The organism is Paenibacillus agri, assembly GCF_013359945.1.
GTDB lineage: Bacteria > Bacillota > Bacilli > Paenibacillales > Paenibacillaceae > Paenibacillus_AQ > Paenibacillus_AQ agri.
Window position 1 is genome coordinate 1 of record NZ_JABWCS010000106.1, and the last position, 291, is coordinate 291.

Consider the following 291-nt stretch of genomic DNA (forward strand, 5'->3'; position numbering starts at 1 on the left):
ACTCTTCGAATGATTTCCAACCATTCTGAGGGAACCTTGGAACGCCTCCGTTACTCTTTAGGAGGCGACCGCCCCAGTCAAACTGCCCGCCTGACACGGTCCCCGTACCCGATAAGGGCACCAGGTTAGAACCTAGATACGATCAGGGTGGTATCCCAACGGCGCCTCCACAGAAGCTTGCGCTCCTGCCTCTACGGCTCCCACCTATCCTGTACAGATCGTACCCAAATTCAATATCAAGCTGCAGTAAAGCTCCATGGGGTCTTTCCGTCTTGTCGCGGGTAACCTGCA

At 55.0% G+C, this 291-nt stretch carries 1 rRNA gene; it reads right to left on the reverse strand.

Going from position 1 to position 291, the window contains the following annotated elements:
- Nucleotides 1-291, reverse strand: a 23S ribosomal RNA gene (locus HPT30_RS31310); the annotation flags it as partial.